The sequence below is a fragment of the Actinomyces sp. oral taxon 897 genome, assembly GCF_002999235.1.
In the GTDB taxonomy this organism is placed as follows: Bacteria; Actinomycetota; Actinomycetes; order Actinomycetales; family Actinomycetaceae; genus Actinomyces.
The window spans coordinates 839,454-863,320 of sequence record NZ_CP027236.1 but is presented as its reverse complement, the minus strand read 5'-3'; the positions used below and the strand labels follow the sequence as shown (position 1 = coordinate 863,320).

The 23,867-nt window shown below is 74.1% G+C and carries 13 protein-coding genes; 9 read left to right on the top strand and 4 right to left on the bottom strand.

Annotated elements, in window-relative coordinates; genetic code table 11:
- Positions 1-42: 42 nt before the first annotated feature.
- The gene (locus tag C3V41_RS03500; protein WP_129591469.1) at positions 43-930 is read right to left on the bottom strand and encodes a hypothetical protein; all 888 of its coding nucleotides are present in this window, start codon (positions 928-930) and stop codon (positions 43-45) included.
- A 454-nt stretch (positions 931-1,384) separates the two neighbouring features.
- Here C3V41_RS03500 and C3V41_RS03495 point away from each other — a divergent pair, with 454 nt between their 5' ends.
- The 7 genes from C3V41_RS03495 (at position 1,385) to C3V41_RS03470 (ending at position 18,091) form a co-directional block, all read left to right on the top strand.
- Entirely contained in the window at positions 1,385-3,238 is a 1,854-nt protein-coding gene (locus C3V41_RS03495; RefSeq protein ID WP_106109120.1) for an acetyl/propionyl/methylcrotonyl-CoA carboxylase subunit alpha, read from the top strand.
- 62 nt (positions 3,239-3,300) lie between these two features.
- A complete protein-coding gene (locus C3V41_RS03490; protein WP_441299720.1) occupies positions 3,301-4,869 on the top strand; it encodes an acyl-CoA carboxylase subunit beta in 1,569 nt (522 codons plus the stop codon).
- Positions 4,870-4,967: 98 nt separating this feature from the next.
- The gene (locus C3V41_RS03485) at positions 4,968-14,423 is read left to right on the top strand and encodes a type I polyketide synthase (RefSeq protein ID WP_106109118.1); all 9,456 of its coding nucleotides are present in this window, start codon (positions 4,968-4,970) and stop codon (positions 14,421-14,423) included.
- A 146-nt stretch (positions 14,424-14,569) separates the two neighbouring features.
- A complete protein-coding gene (locus C3V41_RS13035) occupies positions 14,570-14,707 on the top strand; it encodes a hypothetical protein (RefSeq protein WP_165271569.1) in 138 nt (45 codons plus the stop codon).
- Positions 14,700-15,206 carry a holo-ACP synthase AcpS gene (gene acpS / locus C3V41_RS03480; RefSeq protein ID WP_106110639.1) on the top strand — a complete coding sequence of 169 codons (507 nt, stop codon included), beginning with the start codon at positions 14,700-14,702 and terminating at the stop codon, positions 15,204-15,206. The genes C3V41_RS13035 and acpS overlap by 8 nt, the downstream gene beginning before the upstream one ends.
- Before the next feature lie 219 nt (positions 15,207-15,425).
- Positions 15,426-16,910 (top strand): sodium/proline symporter PutP, encoded by a 1,485-nt coding sequence (gene putP, locus C3V41_RS03475; RefSeq protein WP_106109117.1) that lies wholly within the window; start codon positions 15,426-15,428, stop codon positions 16,908-16,910.
- 29 nt (positions 16,911-16,939) lie between these two features.
- Complete coding sequence (locus C3V41_RS03470) at positions 16,940-18,091, top strand: glycerate kinase (protein WP_106110638.1); 1,152 nt, start codon at positions 16,940-16,942, stop codon at positions 18,089-18,091.
- 62 nt (positions 18,092-18,153) lie between these two features.
- Here C3V41_RS03470 and C3V41_RS03465 read toward each other — a convergent pair whose 3' ends face one another.
- Positions 18,154-18,735, bottom strand: a complete 582-nt coding sequence (locus tag C3V41_RS03465) for a YbaK/EbsC family protein (protein ID WP_106109116.1) — start codon at positions 18,733-18,735, stop codon at positions 18,154-18,156.
- Between the two features lie 302 nt (positions 18,736-19,037).
- Between C3V41_RS03465 and C3V41_RS03460 the strand changes: the two genes are divergently transcribed.
- Positions 19,038-19,319, top strand: a complete 282-nt coding sequence (locus tag C3V41_RS03460) for a DUF1540 domain-containing protein (protein ID WP_106109115.1) — start codon at positions 19,038-19,040, stop codon at positions 19,317-19,319.
- A gap of 182 nt (positions 19,320-19,501) precedes the next feature.
- On the opposite strand, the gene C3V41_RS12760 is transcribed toward C3V41_RS03460, so the two are convergent.
- Positions 19,502-20,365, bottom strand: coding sequence for a hypothetical protein (locus C3V41_RS12760; protein ID WP_129591624.1), 864 nt, complete (start codon positions 20,363-20,365; stop codon positions 19,502-19,504).
- Positions 20,366-20,627: 262 nt separating this feature from the next.
- Positions 20,628-20,912, bottom strand: a complete 285-nt coding sequence (locus C3V41_RS03450; RefSeq protein WP_106109114.1) for a YciI family protein — start codon at positions 20,910-20,912, stop codon at positions 20,628-20,630.
- 107 nt (positions 20,913-21,019) lie between these two features.
- Between C3V41_RS03450 and uvrA the strand changes: the two genes are divergently transcribed.
- A complete protein-coding gene (gene uvrA, locus C3V41_RS03445) occupies positions 21,020-23,866 on the top strand; it encodes an excinuclease ABC subunit UvrA (protein WP_106109113.1) in 2,847 nt (948 codons plus the stop codon).
- The last annotated feature ends 1 nt before the right edge of the window (position 23,867 follow it).

Here is a 23,867-nt window from a genome sequence, read left to right as displayed (position 1 = left end):
CAGACCACGGCAGTGCGCCGGGTGCTACCGGGCGCCGGGACGCTAGTGGCTGCTGGGGTTGGTGACCACCTGGCCGCTCAGGGAGAGCACCGTGCGGCTGTAGCGGCCGTCCAGCTCATCCTTGGGCTCGGAGTACACATTGGCCTGGTCGGACATGTCCCCGCCCATCATGGGGCGCAGGCCGACGGCCTCCAGGTAGGCCGAGTCGCCCTCCGGGGTGGCCGGCGAGTAGTAGTCCTTAATGACAATGACGAACCGGTGGCTAATGGAGTCCCCCGGGGACAGGGGCTTCTCCCACTTGACGGTGATCGCCTTCGGCTGCCCGTAGCCCCAGGTGTTCACGCTCGACATCTGCGCGCACTCCGGCCCGCCCGCGTAGTACTTCTCCACCGAGACCCGGTCGTCGTCACGCTTGGGGGCGGTCCCCGAGCCGTGGTAGTCCACCTTGGACGTGGAGGAGGCGCTGCTGACGGCGGTGAGGATCGTGCGCACGGAGACGGTCGTGTCGAACTGCGACGTCGTGGCGGTGACGGTGAGCCGGACGGGGATGACGGCGTCGGTCCTGGGGTCGATCGAGCACGACGAGCCGATCTTCCTGTCCTGCGCGTCACTGAGCACCATCCCGGGAACGTAGTGCTCCGCGGCCCCCATGGCGATCGACAGGTCGTAGCCGTACCCGTTCTTATTGGTGTAGTGCCACACGTGGTCCGCGGTGGTCAGGGGCCCGGTCACTGCCGCGGCGGTGGTGGGCGCCGGGGTCGGGGACGGCGTCGTGTCCACCTGGGGCGTGTCCCCCGGGCCCGTGGCCTGTGGGCCGCTGGTCTCTGACTGCGTCGACCCGCAGGCCGCCAGGCACAGCAGGGTGGCGACGGCCACTGCCCGCGTGCCGACCCCGAGGCGCGACCGTGGTGACGTAGGCGGAAATCTCATGGACAAACTCCCTGGTGGGGGCGGGTTCGGACACGTGGTCGGCAGCTCGGCCGCCGATGTCGGGGGACGCTACCAGCGGCGCCGTCGTTACCGTAACGTGATCAGAGGGCAACTTCCTGCCCCCTTCAGGCCTTGACGCAGCAGGTCCCGGCGTGCTACGCCGATGGACGCCCAAGCACCCGCGGGCTCCTCGGGCGATGGCGTCGTGGTCGCGGCGTGGCGGGCGGCGGGCCCCGCCTTGAGTGCCTGTGGGTTCCTCCAAATCGTGCTGGTGCTTTGGTGCCCCTCTCCAACACCCGCGATATCCTGCGAGAAGCACCGTCCTGGCGGCAGCGGTTTCAAGGTGCCCGACGCCCTTTGTGAGGATTCCACAGTCGGGCTTCCCGTCGCCGGGCCCCTACCGTAAGGTCCGTGGGAGCGGGGCCGTCGCCCCCAGGAACCCGGAAGGAGCCCAGTGGCCAGCATCAACCGCGTCCTCATCGCCAACCGCGGCGAGATCGCCCTGCGCGTGGTCCGCACCCTGCGGGACCTCGGCGTGACCTCGATCCTGCCCTACACCCCCGACGACATCCTCACCCCGCCCGCCGAGCTCGCCGACGAGGCCCACGCCCTGCCCGCCGACACCCGGTACGACAACGCCGCCGCCGTGCTGGAGCTGGCCCGGGCCACCGGCGCCGACGCGATCCACCCCGGCTACGGCTACCTCTCCGAGGACGCCGACTTCGCCCGCGCCGTCATTGACGCCGGGATCACCTGGGTGGGGCCGTCCCCTGAGGCCATGGACGCCCTCGGGGACAAGATGAGCGCCCGCGCCACCGCCCTGCGGGCCGGGGTCGCCCCCGTGCCCGGCCTGAGTGAGCCGGTCACGGACGTGGACACCGTCCTGGCCTTCGCCGCCGAGCACGGCTGGCCCGTGGCCCTCAAGCGCACCGACGGCGGGGGCGGGCGCGGCATTACCGTGCTCCACGACGAGGCGCAGGCCCGGGCCACCGACGCCCTGGTCGGCGCCCAGGCCGCCGGGGCCACCCTGCTGCTGGAGCGGTTCGTCACCGCCGCCCGCCACGTGGAGACCCAGTGCGCCCGCGACGCCCACGGTGGCTTCGCCGTGGTCTCCACCCGCGACTGCTCCCTCCAGCGCCGCAACCAGAAGCTCCTGGAGGAGGCCCCGGCCCCGTTCCTGCCCGAGGGCGTCGAGGAGCTGCTCGTCTCCAGCTCCCACAGGCTCCTGGACGCCGTGGACTACGTGGGGGTGGCCACCTGCGAGTTCCTCCTGACCCCCACCGGCGAGGTCTACTTCCTAGAGGTCAACCCCCGCCTCCAGGTGGAGCACTGCGTCTCCGAGGAGGTCACCGGCACCGACCTGGTGGCCGTCCAGCTCACCCTGGCCTCCGGGGGGCACCTGCCCGCCATCCCCGCCCCCCGCGGCCACAGCATCGAGCTGCGCATCACCTGCGAGGACGCCACCCGGGGCCTGGCCCCCTGCACGGGCGCCATCACCCGCCTGCGCTGGCCCGCCGGCCCGGGGATCCGTATTGAGTCCGGGGTCGTGGAGGGCGACGTCGTCACCCCGTTCTTCGACCCCATGCTGGCCAAGATCGTGGTCACCGGCAGCAGCCGGGAGCAGGCCATTGAGCGGGCCCGCCGGGCCCTGTACGAGACCCTCGTGGAGGGGGTCACCGTGTGCACCGCCCTGCACGAGGACGTCCTGGGCCGTACGGACTTCACCCGGCCCACCGCCGACGGGCGCCTGGGCGTGACCACCCGCTGGATCGAGGACACCGTCCTGCCCGACCTGGCCGCGGGGGACCACGCGGCCGGCCCCGCCGTGGCCGCCGGGCCGGTGACCGCCGGCTCCCAGGCACCCGCCGCCCCCGCGCCCACCGCGCGCACCCGCTCCACCTACGTCATCGAGGTCAACGGACAGCGGGTCCAGCTGACCATCCCCGACGGCATCCTGGGCGGGGCGGGCCCGCGCGCCACCGTCGCCGAGCACCGCCGTCGCGTCCAGCCCCTGCGCGACCGAGCCCGGGCCACCGCGCGCCCCGGGGCCGCCGGGGCCGGGGCCGAGCCCGGGCTCATTATCGCCCCCATGCAGGCCATCGTCACCCGCGTCTGCGTGGAGGAGGGCCGCCGCGTCCAGGCCGGCGACCTGCTCATCGTCCTGGAGTCCATGAAGATGGAGAACTACGTGCACGCCCCGATCGACGGCGTCGTGACCAGCATCCAGGCGGTGGCCGGGCGCACGGTCAGCGCCGGGGACGTGCTGGTGCGACTGACCGGCGAGGACCCTGAGGAGGCCCGAGCATGACCACCACCCACGCCCCCGCAGCCGGGGCCGAGGCCGGGGCAGCCCCCGTGAGCGGGACCACCATGGCGGACTCGGCGACCACCACCGCCTTCCGCGAGCGCACCGCCCAGGTCGCCGCCGCCGCCGAGGAGCGCGCCGCCCAGCGCCAGCACGCCAAGGGCAAGCAGACCGCCCGCGAGCGCATTGACTCCCTGCTGGACCCCGGCTCCTTCCTGGAGATCGGCCGCTACACCGGGTCCGGGGCGGGGGAGGGGGCCCGGCCCTCGGCCGTCGTCACCGGCTTCGGGCAGGTCGACGGGCGCCAGGTGGCCGTCTACTCCCAGGACTTCTCCATCTCCGGGGGCGCCCTGGGCGCGGTGGAGGGGGACAAGATCGTCCGCCTCCTGGACGACGCCCTGCGCCTGCGCATCCCGATTATCGGCCTGATCGACTCCGGGGGGGCCAAGATCCAGGAGGGCGTGGGGGCCCTGCGCCAGTACGGGCGGATCTTCAACCGCACCTGCGCGGCCTCCGGGCTGGTGCCCCAGATCTGCGTCATCCTGGGGCCCTGCGCGGGCGGGGCGGTCTACTCCCCGGCCCTGACGGACTACATTATCGCCACCCGGCAGGCCTCCCACATGTTCGTCACCGGCCCGGACGTGGTGCTGGCCTCCACCGGGGAGAAGATCAGCGCCGAGGAGCTGGGCGGGGCCGACATCCACGGCTCGGTCTCCGGGGTGGTGCACTACGTGGCCGAGAACGAGGACGACGCCCTGAGCCAGGTGCGCACGGTCCTGGCCTACTTGCCCTCCTCCTCCGAGCAGGAGGCCCCCTCCTACGACTACGACGCCGTCGACCGCCAGGAGGACCTGGCCTCCGCCCGGCAGGTGGGTGAGCTGGTGCCCTCCTCCACCCGGCAGCCCTACGACGTGGTGGAGGTGGTCTGCGCGGTGGCCGACCACGGCGAGCTGGTCCAGGTCCAGGAGGACTTCGCCCCCAACGTGGTGGTGGGCTTCGTCTGCTTCGAGGGCCGTCCGGCCGGTGTCGTGGCCAACCAGCCGCTCCACGACGCGGGGACCCTGGACGTGGACGCCTCCGAGAAGCTGGCCCGGTTCGTGCGCTTCTGCGACGCCTTCGGCCTGCCGGTGGTCACCTTCGTGGACGTGCCCGGCTACCGTCCCGGCGCAGCCCAGGAGCACGCGGGCATTATCCGCCGCGGCGCCAAGGTCATTAACGCCTACGCCACCGCCACCGTCCCCCTGGTCACCGTCATCCTGCGCAAGGCCTACGGCGGGGCCTTTATCGTCATGGGCTCCAAGGCCATCGGCGCGGACCTGAACTTCTGCTGGCCCGGGGCCGAGATCGCGGTCCTGGGGGCGCAGGGGGCCGTGGGCATTATCCACCGCCGCACCCTGGCCGCCGTGCGCGCCCAGCAGGGCGAGGCCGCTGCCGCCGCCGAGCACGAGCGGCTGGTGGACGAGTACACCCGGGCCGTGATCAACCCCGACAAGGCGGTGGCCATCGGGGAGATCGACGCCGTCATCGCCCCGGAGGACACCCGGACGGTCATTGTCGACTCCCTGGCCGCCCTGCGCGGCAAGCGTGACGGACGACGTACGACCCCCAAGAAGCACGACAACGGACCCCTGTGAGGCAGGACAGACCAGCTGTGAGCACCCTATCCGCGCCCGCACCGGGCGCCCCGACACCCTTGACCCCCTCCGAGCAGAACCAGGATGAGAACCGGACGATGAGCACCACCCCCTCCACCGCGACGACCGCCGCGCAGCGACTCACTGACGGCGAGCCCTACATCGTGGCCTTCGGCGGCCAGGCCACCCCCTGGCGCGCCGTCCTGGCCGACCTGGTCGCCCTGGACCGTGACCTCGCCGCCTCCCTGGCCGACCTGGACGCGGCCGTGGCCGACCGCCTGGCCCCCGTGGCCGCCGAGCTGCTGACCGTCACCCCTACCGGTACCCGCCTGCTGACCGACCAGGCCGCCCCGGTGGTGGGCCGGCGCCGGGGCGCGGCGGACACCGCCGACGTGTCCGTGCCCGGTATCCTCCTGGCCCAGCAGGCGGTCCTGGAGGCCCTGCCGGCTGCGGGGGTGTCCCTGTCGGCCACGCCCCCGGCGGGGGCCGTCGGCCACTCCCAGGGCGTCCTGGGCGTGGCCCTGCTGGAGGCGCTGCGCGGCTCGCGTGACGCGGTCGTGGACGTCCACGCCCTGGCCCGTCTCATTGGGGCCGCCGCCGCCCGGGCCACCCGCCGCCTGGACCTGGGCACGGTGGGGGAGTCCACGCCCATGCTCTCGGTGCGCGGCGTGACCCGCCAGGAGCTGGACTCCGTGCTGGAGCGGGTGCCCGGCTCCGAGCGCCTGTCGGTGGGGGTCACCAACGGGCGCACCGCCCACATCCTCTCCGGGCGCCCCGGCGACCTGGAGCGCGTGGTCACCGCCCTGGAGGCGGCGGCCGCCGCCAGTGCCAGGGCCCGTAAGGAGCGTCGCCTGGGCGGGGCGGTCCTGGCCCCCGTCACCGAGTTCCTGACCACCTCCGTGCCCTTCCACACCCCGCTGCTGGCCGGTGCCGTGGAGGACGTCGTCGCCTGGGCGGGTGCCTGCGGCCTGGACACCTCCCTGGCCCGGGACCTGGGGGCCGCCGTCCTGACCGACCACGTGGACTGGCCCGCCACCGTCACCGCCGCCCTGGAGGGGGGCGTGCGCACCGTCCTGGACCTGGGTCCGGGGGCCGTCCTGTCCCGCCTGACCGAGGCCGTCCTGGCCGGGACCGGGGCCACCGTGGTGCCCGCCGGGACCGCCGCCGCCCTGGATAACCTGGACCGCCCCGGGGTCCGTCCCGCCGCCACCGTGGACCGCTCCCGGTTCGCCCCGCGCCTGACCCGCCTGCCTGACGGGCGCCTGACCCTGGAGACCGCCTTCACCCGCCTGACGGGCCGCTCCGCCGTCATGCTCGCGGGCATGACCCCCACCACGGTGGACCCGCAGATCGTGGCCGCCGCCGCCAACGCCGGCTACTGGGCCGAGCTGGCCGGCGGGGGCCAGACCACCGGCCCGGTCCTGGCCGCCAACCTCGCCGGCCTCCAGAAGCAGCTCAAGCCCGGGCGCACCGCGGCCTTCAACGCCATGTTCATGGACCGCTACCTGTGGAACCTCCACCTGGGCACCCAGCGCCTGCTGTCGCGGGCCCGCGCCGGGGGGGCCCCGGTGGACGGCATCACCGTCTCGGCGGGCATCCCCGAGCTGGAGGAGGCCGTCGCCCTCATTGAGCGCCTGCACGCCGAGGGCTTCCCCTACGTGGCCTTCAAGCCCGGTACCGTGGAGCAGATCCGCTCCGTGCTGGCCATTGCCCGCGCCGTGCCCACCACCCCGGTGATCATGCAGGTGGAGGACGGCCACGCCGGCGGGCACCACTCGTGGGAGGACCTGGACACCATGCTCCTGGCCACCTACGACGCCATCCGCCAGCGGGACAACGTCATCCTGTGCGTGGGCGGGGGCATCGGCACCCCCGAGCGGGCCGCCGACTACCTCACCGGCCGCTGGGCCCTGGCCTACGGCACCGCCGCCGCCCCGGTGGACGGGGTCATGGTGGGCACGGCCGCCATGACCTGCCTGGAGGCCAGGACCAACGACGACGTCAAGCAGCTGCTGGTGGACACCCCCGGGATCGACCCGCACGGGGCCAACCGCGGCTGGGTGGCCTCCGGGGCCTCCGAGGGGGGCATGACCTCGGGCCTGTCCCACCTGCGCGCCGACCTGTACGAGATCGACAACTCCTCGGCGCGGGCCTCCCGCCTCATCCAGGAGCTCGCCGGTGACGAGGCGGCCATGAACGCCCGCCGTGACGAGATGGTCGCCGCCCTGGCCAGGACCGCCAAGCCCTACTTCGGTGACGTGGAGGAGATGACCTACCTGGCGTGGGCCACCCGCTACGCCGAGCTGTGCGTGGCCCCCCACTCGGGGCGCGCCGCCACGGTGGCGGACTGGGCCGACGAGGGCTGGTACGACCGCTTCCTGGACCTGCTGCACCGTGTCGAGGCCCGGCTGAGCCAGGCCGACCACGGTCAGGTCCCCACCCTGTTCGCCGACCACGACGCCGTCATTGACGCCGACGCCGCCCTGGCGGCCCTGGCCGGGCGCTACCCGTCGGCCGCCACCACCCTGGTGGAGCCCGCCGACGCCGCCTGGTTCGTGGACCTGTGCCGCAAGCACCCCAAGCCGGTGCCCTTCGTGCCCGTCCTGGACGCCGACATCCTGCGCTGGTGGGGCACGGACTCCCTGTGGCAGTCCCAGGACCCGCGCTACACCGCCGACCAGGTCCGGATTATCCCCGGGCCCGTGGCCGTGGCCGGGATCACCACCATTAACGAGCCCGTGGGCCACCTGCTGGGACGCTTCGAGACCGCCGCCGTCGAGGCCCTCCAGGCCTCGGGGACCCCCGAGCGGGCCGTCGCCGGGCGCCTGGGCACCTCCTGGCTGCCTGAGGCGCACACCGTGGCCGACGCCACCGAGCTGGTGCGTACCACCCCGCACGTGCTGTGGAACGGCCACCTGACCGTCAACCCCGCCCGGGTCCTCACCGACGACGCCTACACGGTGGTGGCCCGCCCCGACGTCGCCCCTGACGCCTACGACCTGGACATCCACCTGGACACCCACTGGGACTCCACCCCCGGCGGGTCGGCCATCCACGCCGTGCGCCGCCTGGTGGTGCCGCTGCGCCTGGCCCGCGCCTGGGACGGGGCCGCCCCGCTGGTGGACCCCGAGCGCATTAGCGAGACCATGAACGACCTGCTGCGGGTGACCGCCGGGGTGGGGGCCACCTCCATTACCGGCGACCACGTCGAGACCCTGCCGCGGGTCCGGCCGGCCGTGCCGGGGGCCGTCGACGCCCTGGGCCGGCCCGCCACCCAGCCCTTCGGCACGGTCCACGCCCGCTTCACCCTGGCCGAGACCCTGGGCCACGACCACGCCTCGGTCACCGCCGACGCCCTGCCCACCACCCTGGCGGCCGCCTCCCTGGTCCCCGACGCCCTCCTGGGCCCGTGCTGGCCGGTGGTCTACGCGGCCCTGGGCAGCGTGGTGGAGGACGGCATGCCCCTCATTGAGGGGCTGCTCGGCGCGGTCCACCTGGACCACACCGTCGACCTGCGCCGCCCCCTGGCGCAGCTGGAGGCCGCCGCCCGTGAGGGCGCCGCGGCCGGGGACCGCCCCCGCGTCCAGGTCGACGGCTGGGTCGCGGCCCTGGAGGAGTCCAGTGCCGGGCGCGTGGTGGACGTGCGCCTGGAGCTGACCGACGTCGCCGACGGCAGCCTCATCGCCCTCATGCGCGAGCGCTTCGCCATCCGGGGCCGGGCCTCGGGATCCGCCGTCCCCTCCGCCCCCGAGACCGCCGGCGGCACCGGGCGGGCCACGGCCCCGGCCGCCCGCCGCCTGCTGCGCCGGGTGAGCGTGACCGCGCCGTCGGACATGACCGCCTTCGCCCGGGTCACCGGCGACTTCAACCCCATCCACACCAGCTACCACGCCGCCAAGGTGGCCGGTATGCAGGCCCCGCTGGTGCACGGCATGTGGCTGTCGGCCACCGCCCAGCAGGTGGCCGCCTCCACCGCCGCCGACGGCACCCACTTCGTCCTGGCGGGCTGGACCTACGTCATGACCGGCCCCGTGGAGCTGGGCGACCAGGTGGAGATCTCCGTGGAGCGCACCGGCCTGGTGCGCGGCGGCGGTTACGTCCTGGAGGTCGTCTGCCGTATCGACGGGGAGGTCGTCTCCCGCGGCACCGCCGTCACCGAGCCCGAGCCCACCGCCTACGTCTACCCCGGCCAGGGCATCCAGGTCGCGGGCATGGGCCTGGACGAGCGGGCCTCCTCCAAGGCCGCCCTGGAGGTGTGGAACCGGGCCGACGCCCACACCCGCTCCGCCCTGGGCTTCTCAGTGATCTCCCTGGTGCGCGACAACCCCACCGAGATGACGGCGCGCGGGGTCACCTACCGCCACCCCGAGGGCCTGCTCAACCTCACCCAGTTCACGCAGGTCGCCCTGGCCACCGTGGCCATGGCCACCACCGCCCGCCTGGCCGAGGCCGGGGCCCTGGTGGAGGGGGCGGCCTTCGCCGGCCACTCCCTGGGGGAGTACACGGCCCTGAGCTCCTACGGGCGGGTCATGGACGTGGAGACCACCATCTCCATCGTCTTCCAGCGCGGCTCGACCATGCACACCCTGGTCCCGCGTGACGAGCAGGGCGCCTCCGACTACCGCATGGGGGCCCTGCGCCCCAACCAGTGCGGCGTGCGCGCCGAGGACGTGGAGGCCTACGTGGCCGACGTGGCGGCGCAGACGGGGGAGTTCCTCCAGATCGTCAACCACAACCTGGCCGGTGTCCAGTACGCGGTGGCCGGTACCGTCAAGGGCCTCAAGGCCCTGGCGGCCGACTCCCGGGCCCGGGCCCGGGAGCGCGGCGGCAAGAACCCCTTCATGCTGGTGCCCGGTATCGACGTCCCCTTCCACTCCGAGGTCCTGCGCCCCGGCGTGGCGGACTTCCGTGACCGCCTCCTGGCCCTGGTGCCCACCGACCTGGACTACCACCGCCTGGTGGACCGCTACGTGCCCAACCTGGTGGCCCGGCCCTTCGCCCTGACCCCGGAGTTCGCCCGCTCCATCCTCCAGGTGGTCCCCTCCGAGCCGGTCCAGGAGGTCCTGGACTCCTGGGAGGAGTGGGCCGCCCGTCCCGTGGACCTGGCCCGGGTGCTCCTGGTGGAGCTCCTGGCCTGGCAGTTCGCCTCCCCGGTGCGCTGGATCGAGACGCAGGACGTCCTCTTCTCCTCCCCGGCCGAGGGCGGCCTGGGCATTGAGCACCTGGTCGAGGTGGGGCTGGCCAACGCCCCCACCCTGGCCAACCTCGCGGCCAAGACCCTCATGCTGCCGCGCCACGCCGGGCGCCACGTCACGGTGCACAACGCCCGCCGTGACGAGGCCCGGGTCCTGGCCACCGACACCGACCCGGCCGTGGACCTGGAGGTCCTGGACGAGCCGGCCGCACCGGCGCCCGCGACGCCCGCAGCAGCGGCGTCCGCGGCGCCCGCGCCTGAGCCGGCCCCGGCGGCACCTGCCCCGGCCCCGGCCGCCCCGGCTAGCGCCCCCGCCCCGGCTGGCGCCCCGGCGGGCCCGGTGGCGGACCTGCCCTTTGGCGCCACCGACGCCCTGACGGTGCTGCTGGCCCACGCCTCGCGCATCCGCCCCGAGCAGATCGGTGCCACCGACACCACCGAGACCCTCACCAACGGCGTCTCCTCGAGGCGCAACCAGCTCCTCATGGACCTGGGCACCGAGCTGGAGCTGGCCAGCATCGACGGCGCGGCCGACGCCGACATGACCGCCCTGGCCGCCACCGTGGCCAAGGGGGCCCCGGGCTACAAGCCCTTCGGCCCGGTCCTGTCCGAGGTCGTCCGCACCGGCCTGGCCCGGATCCTGGGGCCCTCGGGGGTGCGCGCCTCGCGCGTCGCCGAGCAGGTCACCGGCGTCTGGGGGCTGGGCGAGGGCTGGGTCTCCCACGTCACCGCCGCCCTGGTGCTGGGCACCCGCGAGGGCGTCTCCGTGCGCGGCCAGGACCTGGCGAGCCTGGGCACCTCCGCCCCGCTGACCAGCGCCGGGGCCGTGGACGCCCTCATTGACGCCGCCGTGGCGGCGGTGGCCGCCGAGCACGGGGTGACGGTGGCCAAGGCCTCCGCCGCCGGCGCCGGAGGCGGCGCGGTGGTGGACTCCGCGGCCCTGGACGCCTTCGCCGCCACGGTCACGGGCGAGCAGGGGGTCCTGGCCACCACGGCCCGCACCCTCCTGGACGCCCTGGGCCTGGCCGACAAGGTCAGCGTCCCAGCCGGTGCCGGGGACGAGGACGCCGCCACCAGGGCCGCCCTGGCAGCCATTGACGCCGAGCTCGGCAGCGGCTGGGTGAGGTCGGTGACCCCGGCCTTCGAGCCCGCCCGCGCCGTCCTCATTGACGACCGCTGGGCCACCGCCCGCGAGGACCTCGCCCGCCTGGGCAACGGTGAGACCCCCCTGGAGGAGGCCCGCCGCCTCCTGGCCCCCGAGCGCTTCACGGGCCTGGGGCAGGCCGTGGCCGACCAGGCCGACTGGTGGGCCACCACCCTGACCCGCTCCGCCCTGCCCGACCGCCAGGAGCGCGCGGAGCTGGCCGCCGCCCTGGCGGCCGCCGCCCGCCGCAGCCCCGCCCCCGGCCAGGACGCCGTACGCTGGGCCGACGACGTGGCCGTCGTCACCGGCGTGGCCCCCGGGTCCATTGCCGCGGCGGTCGCCGGCCAGCTCCTGGCCGGGGGCGCCACGGTGGTGGCCACCAGCTCGCGCCTGACCCACGAGCGCCTGGCCTTCGCCACGCGCCTGTACCGGGAGCACGCCAGCGCCGGGGCCCGCCTGTGGATCGTCCCCGCCAACCTGTCCTCCTACCGGGACGTGGACGCCCTGGCGGCGTGGATCGGGGGGGAGCAGTCCGTCACCAGCGGGGGCACCACCACCGTGGTCAAGGAGGCCCTGGTGCCCACCCTGCTCGTCCCCTTCGCCGCCCCCCGCGTGACCGGCTCCCTGGCCGACGCCGGCCCCGCCGCGGAGGCCCAGACGCGCCTGCTGCTGTGGAGCGTGGAGCGCACCATCGCCGCCCTGAGCGCCATCGGCACCGACACCCACGTCGACCACCGTCTCCACGTGGTCCTGCCCGGCTCCCCCAACCGGGGCACCTTCGGCGGTGACGGCGCCTACGGCGAGGTCAAGTCCGCCCTGGACGCCGTGGTCAACCGCTGGCGCTCCGAGCGGGCCTGGGCGCAGCGCGTCACCCTGGCCCACCCGCGCATCGGCTGGGTGCGGGGCACCGGGCTCATGGGAGGCAACGACCCGCTCGTGGCCGCCGTCGAGGCCGCCGGGGTGCGCACCTGGTCCACCCAGGAGATCGCCTCCGAGCTGCTGGACCTGTGCACCCCCCAGGTGCGTGCCGCCGCCGCCACCGCCCCGGTCCTGGCCGACCTGACCGGGGGCCTGGGCGAGGGGGTGGACCTGGTCGCCCTGCGCCAGGGCGCGGCGGGCACGGCCCCGGCCCCGGCCCAGGCGGCCCCCGGTCAGGTGAGCGTGCCCGCCCTGCCCACCCCCGTGGTCCCGCGCCAGCCCACCGCCCCCGCCTGGGGCGAGGTGGACGTGGACCTGGAGGACGTGGTCGTCATCGTCTCCACCGGCGAGGTCTCCACCTGGGGCTCGGGGCGCACCCGCCGCGAGGCCGAGCTGGGCATGACCGGCGGGGAGGACGTGGAGCTCACCGCCGCCGGGGTCCTGGAGCTCGCCTGGGGCATGGGCCTGCTGAGCTGGCAGGACTCCCCGAAGGCCGGCTGGTACGACACCGAGGGCGAGCTGGTCCCCGAGGAGGACGTCTGGGCGCGCTACCGCGACCAGGTGGTCGCCCGCTGCGGTATCCGCGAGTTCACCGACGACGGCCTCATCGCCACCGTCGCCGACGAGGAGGTGGGCGTCTACCTGGACCGGGACATCACCCTGTCCGTGGCCGACGAGGCCGCCGCCCGCACCATTGAGGACTCCGACCCCGAGCACACGCTCGTGGCGCCCGACGCCGCCACCGGCGAGTGGACGGTCACCCGCCTGGCCGGGTCCCTGGTCCGCGTGCCGCGCCGGGCCGCCCTGTCGCGCACCGTCGGCGGCCAGTTCCCGGTCGACTTCGACCCGGGACGCTGGGGCATCCCCGTCTCCATGACCCAGGGCATGGACCCCATCGCCTCGTGGAACCTGGTCACCGCCGTGGACGCCTTCCTGTCCGCGGGCTTCAGCCCCGCCGAGCTGCTGGCCGCCGTCCACCCCAGTGACGTCGCCTCCACCCAGGGCACCGGCTTCGGGGGCATGGAGTCCATGCGCAAGATGTTCGTCGGCCGCCTCCTGGGCCAGGAGCGCCCCAGCGACATCCTCCAGGAGGCCCTGCCCAACGTGGTGGCCGCCCACGTCATGCAGTCCTACGTCGGCGGCTACGGCGCCATGGTCCAGCCGGTCAGCGCCTGCGCCACCGCCGCGGTGTCCATCGAGGAGGGCTGGGACAAGATCGCCCTGGGCAAGGCCGACGTCGTGGTGGCCGGCGCCATCGACGACATCTCGATCGAGTCCGTCGTCGGCTTCGGCAATATGAACGCCACCGCCGAGGCCGCCGCCATGCGCGCCAAGGGCATCTCCGACCGCCACTTCTCCCGGGCCAACGACCGCCGCCGCGGCGGCTTCGTGGAGGCCGAGGGAGGCGGCACGGTCATCCTGGCCCGCGGCTCCGTGGCCGCCGAGCTGGGCCTGCCCGTGGCCGGCGTGGTCGGGTTCGTCTCCTCCTACGCCGACGGCGCCCACACCTCCATCCCGGCCCCCGGCCTGGGGGCCCTGGGGGCCGGCCGGGGCGGGCGGGCCTCCCGCCTGGCCCGCGCCCTGGCCGCCCTGGGCGTGGAGGCCGACGACATCGCCGTGGTCTCCAAGCACGACACCTCCACCGGGGCCAACGACCCCAACGAGTCCGAGCTGCACACCCGCCTGGCCCGCGCCCTGGGCCGCACCGAGGGCAACCCGCTGGTGGCCGTGTCCCAGAAGACCATCACCGGCCACGCCAAGGGCGGTGCCGCCGTCTTCCAGGTGGCGGGCCTGACCGAGATCCTGGCCACCGGCGTGGCGCCGGGCAACGCCTCCCTGGACGTGGTGGACGCCCCGCTGCGCAAGGACGGCTTCTGGGTGTGGCCGCGCAGGCCCATCCGCCTGGCCGGGCGCGGGGGCGCCTCCGGGCGCGTCCCGGGCGCCGGCCCGGTGCGCGCGGGCCTGCTGACCTCCCTGGGCTTCGGGCACGTCTCTGGCCTGATCGCGGTCGTCCACCCCGGCGCCTTCGAGGCGGCCCTGCGCCGCTCCGGCGGCCAGGAGGCCGTGGACGCCTGGGTGGAGCGCGCCAACGCCCGCCTGGCCGCCGGCACGCGCCGCCGCCGCGCCGGCATGATCGGCCGGGCCGAGCTGTTCACGCAGGTCAAGGGCCGCCGCCTGGGTGAGGCCGAGGACGGTCGCGACCCCCACGAGGTGGAGGCCGCCATGCTGCTCGACCCGCAGGCCCGCCTGGGCGCCGACGGCGTCTACCACGCCGGGGAGACCCTGCCCCGGGGCTGACGGGCCGCTCGGCGGCGAGGTGGGTCCGCCCGCACGGCTCTGGCCGCGCGGGCGGACCCACCGCATCGCCCTGGTCGTCCTCGCTCGTGGCCCGGCGCCCCTTTAGGTAACGTCCTCCCAGGCAGGAGGCTGACAGGAGGCCGATTATGCGGACCGTACCCAGTTCCCTGAAGACCGCCCCCGTGTACTCGCCCGCCGGTGCGCGCCACCTCCTGCCCGCTGCGGACCGCCTGGAGACGGGCCAGCGGCTCCGACCCGGCGGGGGAGGGCGGGAGCATGAGTGACCCGCGGCTCCCCGGGCTCACCGGCCCACCGGGAGGAGGGCTCGCCGTGGGCACGGACCTGGTCCACGTCCCCGGCCTGGCCGAGCAGCTGGGGCAGCCGGGCACGGTCTTCGCCGAGCGCGCCTTCACGCCCCGGGAGCGCCGGGAGGCCGCCCGCCGCTCCCGGGAGAAGGGGTCGGCGCAGGCCGAGCACCTGGCCGCGCGGTGGGCCGCCAAGGAGTCCTTTGTCAAGGCCTGGAGCCAGGCCCTGGTGCTGCGCGCGCGCGCTACCGGCGCGTCCGCCGCCCCCGTCATCGCTCCGCAGTCCGTTGACTGGCGCCAGGTCGAGGTCGTCTCCGACCGCTGGGGCAGGCCGTCTCTGCACCTGGTGGGCGAGGTGGCCGACGCCGTCGAGGCGAGCCTGGGCGCCGGGAGCGCGGAGCCTGGGTGCTGGCCGGTGTCCCTGACCCATGACGGGAACTGGGCGGCCGCCGTCGTGCTCTACACCCCGGCCCGGTAGGGGCCGTGCCCGCGGTGACCGTGCCCTGCACCCCGGCCCGGTAGGGGCCCGGGGGCGAGTCGTCCGGCAGCAGGCGGTCGGAGCCTGGAGGTGACGCGCCGTCCGTTCTCGGTTGCGCCGTGGGGCGGCGAGTGGTGTGTCACACTAATATGACCTGCCCATGCTCGTCCCGCGGTGGCCTTGAGGAACGCCGCCCGGTGCAAGAGGACTGGAGGCGTCATGACTGACACGACCTTCGAGGCCATCGCAATGACCGTCTACTTCGTCGCCATGATCATGATCGGCCTGTGGGCCTATGTGCGCACCTCCGACCTGGACGACTACATGCTCGCCGGGCGCGACCTGAACCCCTTCGTGGCGGCCCTGTCCGCCGGGGCCTCGGACATGTCCGGCTGGCTGCTCATGGGGCTGCCCGGGGCCCTGTACGCCTCGGGGATGGTGGAGTCCTGGATCGCCGTCGGACTGACCGTGGGGGCCCTGGCCAACTGGCTCGTGGTGGCGCCGCGCCTGCGCAGCTACACCGAGGTGGCCGGCAACTCCATCACCATCCCCAGCTTCCTGGACAACCGCCTCCACGACTCGCGCCACCTCATGCGCTGGGCCGCGGGCGTCATTATCCTGGTGTTCTTCACCTTCTACGTCTCCTCCGGCATGGTGGCCGGCGGCAAGTTCTTCGAGTCCTCCTTCGGCATGGACTACCGCCTGGGCACGACCCTGGTGGCTGCCATCACAGTCATGTACACGCTTGTGGGCGGGTTCCTGGCGGTCTCCTGGACCGACCTGGTCCAGGGCCTCATGATGGTGGCCGCCCTGGTGGCCGTCCCGGTCGTCGGCACCGTGCACGTGGGCGGCCCGGGGGAGGTGCTCCGCGCCGTCGGTGAGGTCGATCCCGACTACTGGGTACTGGTCGGGCCGACGGTCTCCCTCGTGGGCGTCATATCGGCCCTGGCCTGGGGCCTGGGCTACTTCGGCCAGCCCCACATTATCGTGCGCTTCATGGCCATCCGCTCACCGCGTGAGGCGGTCCAGGGCGGCGTTATCGGCATTAGCTGGATGCTCTTCGCCGTACTCGGGGCCGTCGGCACCGCCGTGGTGGGCGTGGCCGTCTACCAGCGCGACACCGCCCAGCTCAAGGACCCCGAGACGGTCTTTATCTCGCTGGGCACGCTCCTCTTCCACCCCCTGGTGGCGGGCTTCATGCTGGCCGCGATCCTGGCGGCGATCATGTCCACGATCTCCTCCCAGCTGCTGGTCACCTCCTCGGCCCTCATTGAGGACCTCTACCGGACCGTGCGCAGGAAGGAGCTCTCCACCGGTCACCTGATTATCGCCTCGCGCACGGCCGTCCTCGTCGTCGCCCTCGTGGCGGCCGTCATGGCCTGGAGCCCGTCGGAGACGATCCTGACGCTGGTCGCCTTCGCCTGGGCGGGCTTCGGCGCCTCCTTCGGGCCCACGGTGCTCCTGTGCCTGTACTGGAGGCGCCTGACCGTTCCCGGTGCGCTGGCCGGCATGGTGGCCGGGGCGGTCCTGGTGGCCGTCTGGGGGAACACCGACGGCGGTCCCGGCGGGATCTTCGACCTCTACGAGCTCCTGCCCGCTTTCATCGGGCACCTGGCCGTGGCTGTGGGCGTCTCGCTGCTCGGCCGCCCGGACCCGGCGGTCTCTCAGGAGTTCGACCGGGCCGTCGCCGGCCTCAGGGCCTGAGCGCGGAGGCACCAGGGTAGGGGGCCGTGGTGAGGATCGTAGTGGCGCCGGACTCCTTCAAGGAGTCCATGACGGCCCCGCAGGCGGCCCGGGCAATGGCGGCAGGGGCCCGTGAGGCACTCCCGTCCTGCGAGGTGGACCTCATCCCGGTCTCCGACGGCGGCGAGGGCTTCGCCCGGGCCGTGACCGAGGCCTGGGGCGCCTCCTGGCACCGGGTCGAGACCGTGGACGCGCTGGGCAGGGCGCGGACCGCGGGGTTCGGGCTCGACGGCGGCCGGGCCGTGGTGGACCTGGCCTCCTCGGTGGGTATTGAGCACGTCGCCGCCGCCGACCGCGACGCCATGCGCTCCTCGACGGCCGGGATGGGGCGCGTGCTGGCGGCCGCCGCGGACGCCGGGGCCCGCTCGCTGCTCATCGGGCTGGGCGGCTCGGCCTCCAACGACCTGGGGCTGGGCCTGCTCACCGCCCTGGGCGCCCGGTGCCTGGACGCCCACGGCCGGCCCGTGGCCCCGGTACCGGCCGCGTTCAGCAGTATCGCCGCCATTGAGACGGGCCCGGCACGCAGGCGGGTGGAGGGTATCGACCTGACCCTGGCCTGCGACGTGACGAACCCGCTCACCGGGCCCCGTGGCGCGGCAGCGGTCTTCGGCCCCCAGAAGGGGCTGACCGCGGCGCAGATCGAGCACCTCGACGCCCAGGCCTCACGACTGGCGGCGCTGCTCAAGGCGGGGGAGTGGGTCACGCGCCCGGGGACCGGCGCGGCGGGGGGCACCGCGTTCGCCCTGGCGGCGGTCCTGGGCGCCGGGCTGGTCCCGGGGATCGACTGCCTGGCCCAGGCGGTGGGACTGCGTCGGCGCATCCAGGACGCGGACCTGGTCCTGACCGGTGAGGGGTCACTGGACGCGCAGTCCCTGGAGGGCAAGGCCGTCAGCGGGGTGGTGCGCCTGGCCCGCGAGTGCGCGGTGCCCGTCATTATCCTGGCCGGGAGGGTCGACGCCGGGTCCTGCGGGCACGGCTGTGACGGCGGTGGCGGCAATGACCACGGCCTCGCAGACCTGGGGGCTGAGGCGGTCATCCGCATTAGCGACCCGTCGGTGCCGCTGCGCGACGCCCTGGCCCAGGGGCCGCAGAACCTGCGCCGCTGCACGGCCCGGGCCGTGCGTCGGTGGGCAGGGGCGTGAGGGGGCCTGCCAGGTGGTTCCCGTGGTGACCGGGGCGGGCGGCTGGGCCGTGCCCGGCGGGCTCAGGGGCGCAGGCCCAGGCCCTGGACGACCTGGGCGCCGGGCAGGGCGGCCAGCAGGGCCCCGGGGAGGATGAGCTTGGTCTGGCGTACGCCCGCGCCCACCAGGACGCTGTCCCGTCCTGCCACGGCGGCGTCCACCAGGACGCGCCAGGGGGTGGGCAGGCCCACCGGGGTAATGGCCCCGTACTCCATGCCGGACTCCTCCACGGCCCGGTCCATGGGCACGAAGCTCGCCTTGCGCACGTCCAGGAGCCGCTTGACCACGTGGTTGACGTCGGCCAGGTCGCTGGAGCGCACCACGCAGGCGGCCATCCTCTCCTGACCGGCGCGCCTGCCGGCCACCAGGACGCAGTTGCCGGTGGCGTCAGGGTCCAGGGCGAACCTGGTGTTGAGGGCCTCGGTGTCGGAGTAGGCCGGGTCGATGCCCACCACCCTGGCCCGGTGGACCAGGTCCGCGTCCTGGGGCGAGCGGGCCGCCAGGTCGGCCAGGGCCGCGTGGACCGGGGCCGCCAGCATCTCAGGGTGGTCCAGGGCGGCTACCCACTCGAAGACGTCCTCGGGGTTACGAAGCTGCTCGGTCATGGTGCTCCCTTCCGTGCGTCGGCCTCAAGCCTAGCCCTGGTGGGCGGCGGTCGGGACGGTGGCCGGTAGGCGGCCCGCTTCCGTTCCCGAAACGATCATGTTGCGTAATTAATGCCCTCGCCAGAGCCTCCCGGTCTTCTCAGACAGGCCTTACTGACTCTTACCTTTCGTTGATATGGCAACGATTGGCGGAACAGTCACGGCTCTGATCCATTGGGTTCCTTGCGGGGCGGCAGGAGGGCGGTTACCTTTCTAAATGTCACCGCGCCTCGCGCGACACCACTCACACCGGGAGGCTCATTATGACCGCGTTCACCGCTATCCGTTCCTGCGCCGCCACCGCCTGCGCCTTCAACCACGACGGCTGCACGGCCCCCGCCATCACCGTCGGCGGCACCGCTGGCGCCCCGGCCTGCGGCACCCTCGTGGTCCTGGACGCCCGTGGCGGGCTGCCGGTCGCCCAGGGGCGTGTGGGCACCTGCCAGCGCCTGGAGTGCGTCCACAACCAGAACCTCATGTGCACCGCCGAGGGCATCTCCCTGGGCGGGGAGACGGCCACCTGCCTGACCTACCGGGCCCGCTGACCACCCGCACCACGCCCACCCACCGCGAGAACGGTACTTATTGCTCGTGAGAACGGTACTTGTTCGTCGTGAGAACGGCTGGGCACCGGGGGCGTCCGTCCTGACCGGTGCGGGCGCCCCCGGCCCGCGCCCGTATCAGGGTGGTCTCGCTGCGCCGCCCGCGCCCTAGCCCAGGAGGCCCCCTAGCCCAGGAGAGACAGGCTCAGGGCGCTCAGGGAGAGCCCCTCCAGGGCCGGTCCCAGCGCCGCGGGCGTCAGGGGCGCGTCGGGGAAGAGCAGGACCACCGTGCGCGTGCGGGCCCTGCCCAGCTGCATGAGGGTGACCGAGCGGGCGTCGGCGTCCACGCACAGGACCCGTCCGACCAGTCCCGGGCAGATCCCCTCGCTGGGCCGCTCCGAGCACAGCACGCCGGGGACGTTCCCCGAGGCGACGGCGTCGCACAGGGCGTTCAGGGACAGGTCCCCCAGGTCGCGCACCGCCTCGGTGGCCACCAGCAGCTCGGCCGAGCCCCAGGAGACGGTGGGCTCCGAGCTCAGCGCGACCACGTCCTCGATGGCGTGGGCGCTGACCCCTGAGACGTCGTGAACCACCACCCTGTCGGTCTCGATGAGGGCCAGCCGGCCCCCCTCCACGGCCGCCAGCTCGGCGACCCCCAGGAGCGGGTCCTCGCCGGTGACGGCGCAGTGGCAGGTGGGGGTGCGGGCGGTGGTCAGGACCGTCTCCCGCATGGACGCGGGCACCCAGTGCAGGTGCCCCAGGAGGTGGGCGGTGGCCGCGGTCACCCTCACCGAGGCGTCGGCGGCGTCCAGGGTGACGTCCAGCCGTACGTGCTGGAGCTCGTCCTCGGGTGCCAGGTCCTCGCACAGGGCCGAGCCGGCGGCGGGGCGGACGGCGACGAGCACGTAGCCCTCGTCGGTCAGGGCGTGGGCCACGTAGGTGGTCTCGTTGGGGGCGCTGTGGTAGGCGGTGAGGCTGGCGCAGCCAGCGCCGGCCAGGAGCCGACGTGCGGTGCGGCGGGCGCGGGCGTCTGGGGAGTCGGCGTTCATGGGCACGAGGTGAGGCTACCCTCAGAGCCCGTTCTTGACCAGGGTGGCGCCCCCGTGAGGTGGCCCTGGCCGCCGCCACGCCCCGCGGGTCCCCCGCCAGCGCCCCCAGGGGGCGCACGCCCCCGCGGGCCCTGCCCTCACGGCCCCGGGGCACCACTGCCCGGGGTCTACCGCTGGTGGACGCTGGCGCGGGGGCGAGTCCGGGACGGCGCAGGGGGCCAGGGCGCGCACGCCCCGGCGGGCCCCAGGCTGGCGCCGGTCCTCAGGCCAGGACGCCGATCACGGGGTTCCACTCCCGGGGGGTGCGCCGGGCGATGAGGCCGGCCTGGTTGAAGGGGTCCTCCTCCAGCAGCGCCAGGGCCGCCGCCTCGTCCCGGGCGTGTACCAGGATCAGCGCCTCGTGTGTGCCCACGTAGGGGCCGGCGGCCAGCAGGTCGCCGGCCTGGGCCAGGGCCGCGTTGAAGGCCCGGTGGGAGGGGCGGATCCGGTCCAGGTCCTGGTCCCGGTCGGTCACGTACTGGTACTCCACGGCGAAGACGGTGCTCACCAGGCCATCCTAGCGCCGGGGCGGTGTGACCAAGCACCGCTCCGCCGTCGTCGAACACGTGTACGAGCGGTGGGGCCACTCAGCGCCCCCGCCCTAGACTCACGGCCGTGAACGACTCCCTCATTATCCGCGGCGCACGAGAGCACAACCTCAAGGGCGTGGACCTGGACCTGCCGCGCGAGAAGATGATCGTCTTCACCGGGCTGTCCGGCTCGGGCAAGTCCTCCCTGGCCTTCGACACGATCTTCGCCGAGGGCCAGCGCCGCTACGTGGAGTCCCTGTCCTCCTACGCCCGCCAGTTCCTGGGCCAGATGGACAAGCCGGACATCGACTTCATCGAGGGCCTGAGCCCGGCGGTGTCCATCGATCAGAAGTCCACCTCCCGCAACCCGCGCTCCACGGTGGGCACCGTCACCGAGGTCTACGACTACCTGCGCCTGCTCTACGCCCGCGCCGGGATCCAGCACTGCCCGGTGTGCGACGCCGTCATCTCCTCCCAGACCCCCCAGCAGATCGTGGACCAGGTCCGTGCCCTGCCCGAGGGTACCCGCTTCCAGGTCCTGGCCCCCGTGGTGCGCGGGCGCAAGGGCGAGTACACCGAGCTGTTCGGGGAGCTGCGGGGCCGGGGCTTCAACCGCGTCCGGGTGGACGGCCAGGTCTGGCGGCTCGACGACGTCCCGGCCCTGTCCAAGAAGCTCAAGCACGACATCGAGGTGGTCGTGGACCGCCTGGTCGTGCGCGAGGGCGTGCGCCAGCGCCTGACCGACTCGGTGGAGACCGCCCTGGGGCTGGCCGACGGCCTGGTGGTCATTGAGCAGGTGGACCTGGGGGCCGACGACCCGGACCGCTGGCGCCGCTTCTCCGAGCGGCGGGCCTGCCCCAACGAGCACCCCCTGGCCCTGGACGAGATGGAGCCGCGTACCTTCTCCTTCAACGCCCCCTACGGGGCCTGCCCGGAGTGCTCGGGCCTGGGGACCCGCCTGGAGGTCGACCCCGAGCTCGTGGTCCCCGACGAGGAGCTCACCCTGGCCCAGGGCGCCGTCGCCCCCTGGACCGTCCACCAGAAGCACTTCACCCGTCAGCTGGCGGCCCTGGGCGAGGAGCTGGCGTTCAGCGTGGACACCCCCTGGCGGGCCCTGCCCGAGCGCGCCAGGCAGGCGATCCTGCGCGGCCGGGACTACCAGGTCCAGGTGCGCTACCGCAACCGCTGGGGCCGCGAGCGCGTCTACTCCACCGGCTTCGAGGGCGTGCTGGACTACGTCATGCGCAAGCACGACGAGACCGAGTCCGACCTGTCCCGGGAGCGCTACGAGGCCTACATGCGCCAGGTCCCCTGCCCCGCGTGCCGCGGCGCCCGCCTACGCCCCGAGGTCCTGGCGGTGCGCGTGGGGGGCAGGTCCATCGCCGAGCTGTGCGACCTACCGGTGGGCGAGGCCCGGGACTTCCTGGCGGGCCTGTCCCTGACCGGCCAGGCCGCGAGGATCGCCGGCAGCGTGCTGGCCGAGGTCAACGCCCGCCTGGGCTTCCTGGTGGACGTGGGCCTGGACTACCTCAGCCTGTCCCGGGGCGCGGCCACCCTGTCGGGCGGGGAGGCCCAGCGCATCCGCCTGGCCACCCAGATCGGGTCGGGGCTGGTGGGTGTGCTCTACGTGCTGGACGAGCCCAGCATCGGCCTGCACCAGAGGGACAACGCCCGTCTCATTGAGACCCTCCAGCGGCTGCGGGACCTGGGCAACACCCTCATTGTCGTCGAGCACGACGAGGACACCATACGCGCGGCGGACTGGGTGGTGGACATCGGCCCGGGCGCGGGGGAGAGGGGCGGGCAGGTCGTCCACTCCGGGCCGGTGGGCGCCCTGGCCGACGTGCCGGGCTCCGTCACCGGGGACTACCTGGCCGGTCGCCGTCGCATCGAGGTCCCCGACAGGCGGCGCAGGCGCGAGCGGGGCCGGGAGGTCACGGTGGTGGGGGCCCGGGAGAACAACCTGAGGGACGTCACCGTCTCCTTCCCCCTGGGCCTGCTGACCGCCGTCACCGGGGTCTCCGGGTCGGGCAAGTCCTCCCTGGTCAACTCGGTCCTCTACCAGGTGCTGGCCAACCGCCTCAACCACGCCCGGGGCGTGCCCGGACGCCACCGGACCGTGCGCGGCCTGGAGAACCTGGACAAGGTGGTCCACGTCGACCAGTCGCCCATCGGGCGCACCCCGCGCTCCAACCCGGCCACCTACACCGGTGTGTGGGACCACGTGCGCAAGATCTTCGCCTCCGTGCCGGAGTCGAGGGTGCGCGGCTACGGCCCGGGGCGCTTCTCCTTCAATGTCAAGGGCGGGCGCTGCGAGGCCTGTAAGGGCGACGGCACCCTGAGGATCGAGATGAACTTCCTGCCCGACGTCTACGTGCCCTGCGAGGTCTGCCACGGGGCCCGCTACAACCGCGAGACCCTGGAGATCCGCTACAAGGACAGGACGGTGGCCGACGTGCTGGACATGACGATCAGCCAGGCCGCCGACTTCTTCGCCTCGACCCCCGTGGTCGCCCGCCACCTGACCACCCTGACCGACGTGGGCCTGGGCTACGTGCGCCTGGGCCAGTCGGCGACCACCCTGTCGGGGGGTGAGGCCCAGAGGGTCAAGCTGGCCGCCGAGCTCCAGCGCCGCTCCACGGGCCGGACCGTCTACGTGCTGGACGAGCCCACCACCGGCCTGCACTTCGAGGACATCCGCAGGCTGCTGTCGGTGCTCCAGGGCCTGGTGGACAAGGGCAATACCGTGGTGGTCATCGAGCACAACCTCGACGTCATCGCCAACGCCGACTGGGTGGTCGACCTGGGGCCTGAGGGCGGGTCGGGCGGTGGCAGCGTCGTGGCCGCCGGGACCCCCGAGCAGGTGGCTCAGGTGGAGGGCTCCTACACCGGGCGCTTCCTGGCCCGTCTCCTGGCCCGCCGGCCCGACTGAG